General features: G+C 75.2%; 6 protein-coding genes. 2 read left to right on the top strand and 4 right to left on the bottom strand.

Annotation, left to right across the window (positions count from 1 at the left end; all coding sequences use genetic code 11):
- Window positions 1–230: ribonuclease domain-containing protein (locus tag E1265_RS32650; protein WP_279571486.1), on the top strand; the 230-nt coding region annotated here is incomplete at its 5' end.
- Between the two features lie 201 nt (window positions 231–431).
- A complete protein-coding gene (locus E1265_RS32645) occupies window positions 432–1,598 on the top strand; it encodes a cytochrome P450 (RefSeq protein ID WP_132934576.1) in 1,167 nt (388 codons plus the stop codon).
- On the opposite strand, the gene E1265_RS32640 is transcribed toward E1265_RS32645, so the two are convergent.
- The 4 genes from E1265_RS32640 to E1265_RS32625 form a co-directional block, all read right to left on the bottom strand.
- On the bottom strand, window positions 1,561–2,706 hold the full coding sequence (locus tag E1265_RS32640; RefSeq protein WP_132934574.1) for a serine hydrolase domain-containing protein: 1,146 nt from the start codon (window positions 2,704–2,706) through the stop codon (window positions 1,561–1,563). The genes E1265_RS32645 and E1265_RS32640 overlap by 38 nt on opposite strands.
- A gap of 88 nt (window positions 2,707–2,794) precedes the next feature.
- Complete coding sequence (locus tag E1265_RS32635; RefSeq protein ID WP_243741274.1) at window positions 2,795–3,415, bottom strand: SMI1/KNR4 family protein; 621 nt, start codon at window positions 3,413–3,415, stop codon at window positions 2,795–2,797.
- Window positions 3,416–3,519: 104 nt separating this feature from the next.
- A complete protein-coding gene (locus tag E1265_RS32630) occupies window positions 3,520–4,671 on the bottom strand; it encodes an amidase (RefSeq protein WP_132934573.1) in 1,152 nt (383 codons plus the stop codon).
- A 44-nt stretch (window positions 4,672–4,715) separates the two neighbouring features.
- On the bottom strand, window positions 4,716–5,747 hold the full coding sequence (locus E1265_RS32625) for a LacI family DNA-binding transcriptional regulator (protein WP_132934572.1): 1,032 nt from the start codon (window positions 5,745–5,747) through the stop codon (window positions 4,716–4,718).
- Window positions 5,748–5,776 lie beyond the last annotated feature (29 nt).

Genomic DNA, 5,776 nt, shown 5'->3' with positions numbered 1-5,776 from the left:
TCATCGAACAGGGCGGCCCCTTCCCCTACCCCCAGGACGGCGGCACCTTCTACAACCGCGAGGGCCTGCTCCCCTCCCAACCCATCGGCTACTACCACGAGTACACGGTCGAGACGCCCGGCAGCCCGACCCGCGGCGCCCGCCGCATCGTCACCGGCGACTCCTACCAGGAGGACTACTACACCGCCGACCACTACGCCTCGTTCGACCTGGTCGACCACGGCTGCTAGCCGGCTCTCCCCACCACCTGACCGCGTCCCCCCACCGGCGGCGCCGGGAACCGTCCCCCACACGGCCCCGGCGCCGCCGCGCGCGGTACCCGAACGCCCCCGAGGCGGTGTTGACCGGACCGCCGGGCTCCCTCGTAGCATCGCCCTGGGGCGAGGACACATTCGACGAACCTGGGGGATGGCGTGGACGTGGTCGATCTGATGGCGGCCGGCGAGGACTTCACGCGCGACCCGCACCGCTACTTCGCGGCGATGCGCGAGCGCGGCCCCGTGCACCGCGTCCGCCTGCCGGGCGACTACCCGGGCTGGCTGATCGTCGGCTACGCCGAGGCCCGCGCCGCGCTCACCGACCCGCGGCTCGTCAAGGCCTACCCGACCGGCGTCGACGAGACCGACATCGAACGGGTCGCGCCCGGGCCGCACATGCTGATCACCGACCCGCCCGACCACACCCGGCTGCGCCGCCTCGTCTCCCGCGAGTTCACTCCCGGCCGGGTCGCGGCCCTCGCCCCGCGCGTGCGGGAGATCACCGACACGCTGCTCGACGCGATGCTGGCCGCCCCCGACCGGCGCGCCGACCTGGTCTCCGCCTTCTCGTTCCCGCTGCCGATCACCGTGATCTGCGAACTGCTCGGCGTCCCCTTCCTCGACCGCGACCGCTTCCGCCGCTGGTCGCAGGTGATGACCGGCTCCGCCGACTGGCAGGAGACCGACGCGACCCTGGCCGCGATGACCGAGTACCTGACCGGCCTGCTTGCCGCCAAGCGCGAGCAGCCGGGCGACGACCTGCTGAGCGCGCTGCTGCACACCGCCGACAGCGAAGGCGACCAGCTCTCGCCTGACGAACTCCTCGCCATGTGCTGGCTGTTGCTGATCGCCGGCCACGAGACCACGGTCGGCCTCATCAGCAACGGGGTGCTGGCGCTGCTGCGCCACCCCGAGCAGCTGGCGGCGCTGCGTGCCGACTGGTCCCTGCTGGACAACGCCGTCGAGGAGATCCTCCGCTACGACGGCCCGGTGCCGACGCCCACCGTCCGCTTCGCCGCCGAGGACATCGAGATCGGCGGCACCGTCATCCCGCGCCGCGACCTCGTCCTCCCCGTCCTGGCCGACGCCGACCGCGACCCGGCGCGCTTCCCCGACCCGACCCGCTTCGACATCCGCCGCGACACCGGCGGCCACCTGGCCTTCGGCCACGGCATCCACTACTGCCTCGGCGCCCCGCTGGCCCGCCTCGAAGGCCGCATCGCGCTGCGTGCCCTGCTGGAGCGCGCCCCCGGGCTGGCGCTCGACGCCGACCCGGACGCCGTCCCCTGGCACCCGGGCATCCTCATCCGCGGCCCCCTCCACCTCCCGATCCGCTGGTGACGCCGGCCGCGTACCGCCAGAACTCCCGCATCACCGGCGGCGGCGTGGGCCGCGTCATGGCCACCTGCGTCAGCAGGATCGCGACGCCGCCGGTGGCCGGCACCAGGTGCGCCGCCGTGCCGCTCCCGCCGATCCAGCCGTAGCGCCCCCGCACGTTCCACGGATCGACGTCCGCCACGTCCACCGAGCCGCCGTAGCCCCACCCCTGGCCTTCGAGGAAGAGCCGGCCCGCCGCGCGCTGCGCCGGCGTGAGGTGATCCGTCGTCATCAACCGCACGGACTCCGCCGAGAGCAGCCCGCGGCCGCCGTCGAGCAGCATCCGCGCGAAGGCCAGCAGGTCGTCTGCGGTCGACACCAGGCCGCCGGCCCCGGAGGGGAACGCGGGCGGCCGGCTCCACTGCCCGCCGGGTTCGTCGATCACCTCGAGCCCGCCCTCGGGCAGCGGCCGGTACAGGGTGGTGAAGCGACCCAGCTTCCCGGCCGGCACCGCGAAGCCGGTGTCCACCATCCCCAGCGGCTCGAAGAACCGCTCGGCGAGGAACTCGGGCAGCGGCCGGCCCGTCACCCTGGTGACCAGCAGGCCCTGGAGGTCCGAGCAGATGTTGTAGAGCCAGGACTCGCCCGGCTGGTGGAGCAGCGGAATCCCGGCGAGCTCCGCCAGCCACTCGTCCGGCGCGGCGCGGAACTGGGGCTCGAGCGGGCGGCTCTGCACCCCCTCCAACAGCAGTCGGACCGCCGGCAGCGAGAAGTCGGCTGGGAAGCCGTAGCCGGCGCGCGAGCTCAGCACGTCCTCGACGGTGATGGCCCGCTCGGCCGGCACCACGTCCGTCACCGGCCCGGCCGGATCCCGCACCACGCTGGGCGCGGCCAGCTCCGGCAGCCACCGCCCGATCGGCTCGTCAAGGCCGATCCGCCCCTCGTCCACCAGCGCCAGCACGGCGGCGGCGGTGACGGGCTTGGTCAACGAGGCGATCCGGAAGACGCTGTCCCGGCCCATCGGCCCCGCCGCCGCGACCTCGACGTGGTCGCCACGGGCCACCAGGCCCACCGCCCCCGGCAGCGAGCCGTCCTCGACGCGTGCCCCCAGGACCTGCCGCAGACCGGCCATCGCTCCACCCTCCGCTCTTCCGACGCGACGTTCGGATGGGCAGACCCCCGCCACCCCCCGAACTCATCGGCCGCCGCCAGGGCAGGGCCTAGGGGATGTCCCAGTCCAGCTCGCCCTCCGCGGTGACGAACGGCTCGTAGCCGTCGACCACATCGCCCGTCTCCAGGGCCGTGGCCGTCCAGTGCAGGAGCGCCGGCAGTGAGGCCCACATGGCGTGCCGTGGGAAGAAGCAGCCCTGCTCGTGGTCGGCCTTCCCGACGCGTCCGCGCCAGGTGGAAGGGCGCTGGTCGATCACCAGGCAGTCGCCGCCGCCGTCGGCGGCGAACGGGATCCACCGCCGGTGCCACCACGGTCCGAAGTCCGCTTCGGCGTCGACCTCCTCCGCCTCGTCCGGCGAGAACGACGCCGACCGCTCGTTGATCCTCGTCCGCGACCGCCAGGTCTCCACCATCCGCGCCGTGTCGAGAAGCATCCAGAAGGGCGGCGGCAGGACGCGGTACCCCGTGCCGTCGTGCCGCAGCAGCGACTCCCGCAGCGGATCGGGGAACTCCATGCCGATCGCCTCCTCGGCGGCGGCGGCGACGTCGGAGCGCGCCGCGGGGGGTGCCAACGCCGCGTGTGTGACTGGCGCCCACGCGGCCAGCCACGACTCGACGCGCTCCCAGGACTCCGAGACGGATACCACCGACGATGCCATGCCCGATGCCATGCCCCGCAGCATGCCAGCCGGCACCGACAGCCGGGTGCCGCCCGGCAGGGCGATGAGCTCTGCGGCGTCTCGCCGCCGCCGGTCGCTCGGATGGGATGGCGCGGCTAGGCCGGACGGCCACCGCCGTCAGTCCCCGGCGATGGCCCGCGCCAGGGCGGGGCGTTTCGCGCCACCGCGAGCAGCAGCGCCTCCTCGCCGTGCCGCGCCACCAACTGGAGTCCCACCGGCGCGCCATCCGGCGTGTGGCCGGCCGGCAGGGTGATGGCGGGGTGGCCGCTGAGGTTGAACGCCCAGGTCAGGGCGGCCGAGACGACGGGGCCCGGACCCCGGTGGTCGTGCGGCGGGTTGGGCGTGGTGGGGGTGGCGAGCAGGTCCGTGGCGGCGAACACGGTCGCGAGCGCCGCGTCGTTGAGGGCGCGGTCGTCGCCGTCGCCGGCGCGCAGCGCCGTCCAGGCCGGACCCGGGTCCCGTAGCCGCACCGGCGCCTCGACCGGGACCAGGCCCGGGAGTTCACGGAGCGCGGCGCGCGCCACCGCGGCAACGTCCTGGTCGGGCTCGGCGAAGCCGAGGGTCGGTGACCAGAGGACCCGCGCCGGTCGGTCGGCGGCCGGCGGCACGGGCCCGGCCACCGCCCGCAGCCAGGCCGCGGCGTCGGCGGCCCGCCGGGCCAGCGGTCCGCCGACGTTGAGTCCGGCGCGGTCGCGGGCCGGCAGGCGGCCGCCCGTGGGCTTGAGGCCGATGACGCCGCACCAGGCCGCCGGGATCCGGACCGAGCCCGCGCCGTCGTTGCCCGTGGCGAGCGGCACCATGCTCGTCGCGACGGCCACGGCCGAGCCGGCCGACGAGCCGCCGGGTGAGCGGTCAGGCAGCCACGGGTTCAGCGTCCGCCCGCGGTCGGTCAGGCCCCAGGTGCGCCACGGGGTGCCGGGCCCCGGCACGGCGGTGGCGCCCACCGGCACGCAGCCGGCGGCGAGCAGCCGCCGGCTCTGCTCAGAGGCGCGGCCCTCGGTCGCCTTCACCGCGATCGGCACCCCGGCCAGCGGCGGGCGCCCGCCACGCCGCACCGCCGCGTCGACGGCCCGGGCGTCGGCCAGCGCCGCGTCCCGCCACACCTGGGTGAACGCCCGCAGCCCGCCGTCGCGTTCGGCGATCCGGCGCAGCGCGGCGGCCACCACCTCGACCGCTCGGAGTTCGCCGGAACGCACCGCGGCCGCGATGTCGTCCACGCCGAGCGAGACGTACTCCTCATCGTTCATCGAACGTCTTTTCCCCCTGTCGCGGCGTGTGGGCATAAACCGGTTCACCGAAAAGCCGCGCCCGGAGCGGGTCCCGTCGAGCGGCGCAACGTCAACGAGGGCGCCGTGTCCTGCACGTCGCCGACCGTGGCGCCGCCGGCCGCCTCACGGAGCCGCCGCGCGGCGCGCGCGCCGTAGCCGCAGATGTCCCGGCTCAGCGCGGTCAGCGGCGGGTCGACCAGCTCGCACAGCGCCGAGTCGTCCCACGCGACGAGCGACAGGTCGGCCGGCACCGCGAGGCCGAGGCCCCGGGCGGCCGTGAGACCTGACAGGGCCATCACGTCGTTGTCGTAGAGGATCGCCGTCGGCCGTGCGGCGGGCCCGGCCGTCAGGAGTTCGACGGTGGCGGCCGCGCCGCGCTCTCCGCTGTAGTCGGTCTCCACGGTGCGGCCGGCGATCCCGGCGCCGCGCGTGATCCGCTCGAACGCCGTGGTGCGGATCCAGGTGTGCCGCAGGTACGCGGGACCCGCCACCCGGGCGATCCGCCGGTGGCCGAGCTCCACGAGGTGGGAGACGACCGTGGCCACCGCCGCCGCCTCGTCGCTCCACACGGCCGGCAGCGCGCCCGTGCCGAGCGGCGCGCCGAGCACCACGGCCGGCATGCCGAGCTCCTCGAGCACCGGGATCCGCGCGTCGCCCACCTGAAGGTCGACGACGAACACCCCGTCCACCAGACGCCGCGCCCACCAGTTCCGGTAGAGGGCGATCTCGGCGGCCTGGTCCTCGGCCATGGTGAGCTGCAACGGCGTGGTGTCGCGGGCCAGTTCGGCCTGGATGCCGGAGATCAGCTGCATGAAGAACGGTTCCAGGCCCAGGGTGCGCGCCGGCCGGTCGATGACGAGGCCGAAGCTGCCGGCCCGGCCGTCGGAGAGGGCGCGGGCGGCGCTGCTCGGCTGCCAGCCGAGCTCGTCCGCGATGGCCAGGATCCGCCGCCTGGTCGGCTCGGAGACCCCGGGTCTGCCGTTGAGCGCGAAGGACACGGCGGCCTTGGTGACGCCGGCCCGCCGCGCTATGTCCTGCATGGTGGGACGTTTCACGATCTCCTCAAACCCCTACCCCTGAGACC

Source organism: Streptomyces sp. 8K308 (assembly GCF_004348315.1).
Classification (GTDB): domain Bacteria; phylum Actinomycetota; class Actinomycetes; order Streptomycetales; family Streptomycetaceae; genus Streptomyces.
The sequence above is the reverse complement of the archived record's forward strand: the minus strand, read 5'-3'. Positions and strand labels throughout refer to the sequence as shown.

Bases quoted from the DNA above. Each gene is read 5' to 3' on its own strand.
- E1265_RS32640 (WP_132934574.1), bottom strand. From the start codon at position 2,706: ATGGCCGGTCTGCGGCAGGTCCTGGGGGCACGCGTCGAGGACGGCTCG.
- E1265_RS32630 (WP_132934573.1), bottom strand. From the start codon at position 4,671: ATGAACGATGAGGAGTACGTCTCGCTCGGCGTGGACGACATCGCGGCC.
- E1265_RS32645 (WP_132934576.1), top strand. From the start codon at position 432: ATGGCGGCCGGCGAGGACTTCACGCGCGACCCGCACCGCTACTTCGCG.
- E1265_RS32635 (WP_243741274.1), bottom strand. From the start codon at position 3,415: ATGGCATCGGGCATGGCATCGTCGGTGGTATCCGTCTCGGAGTCCTGG.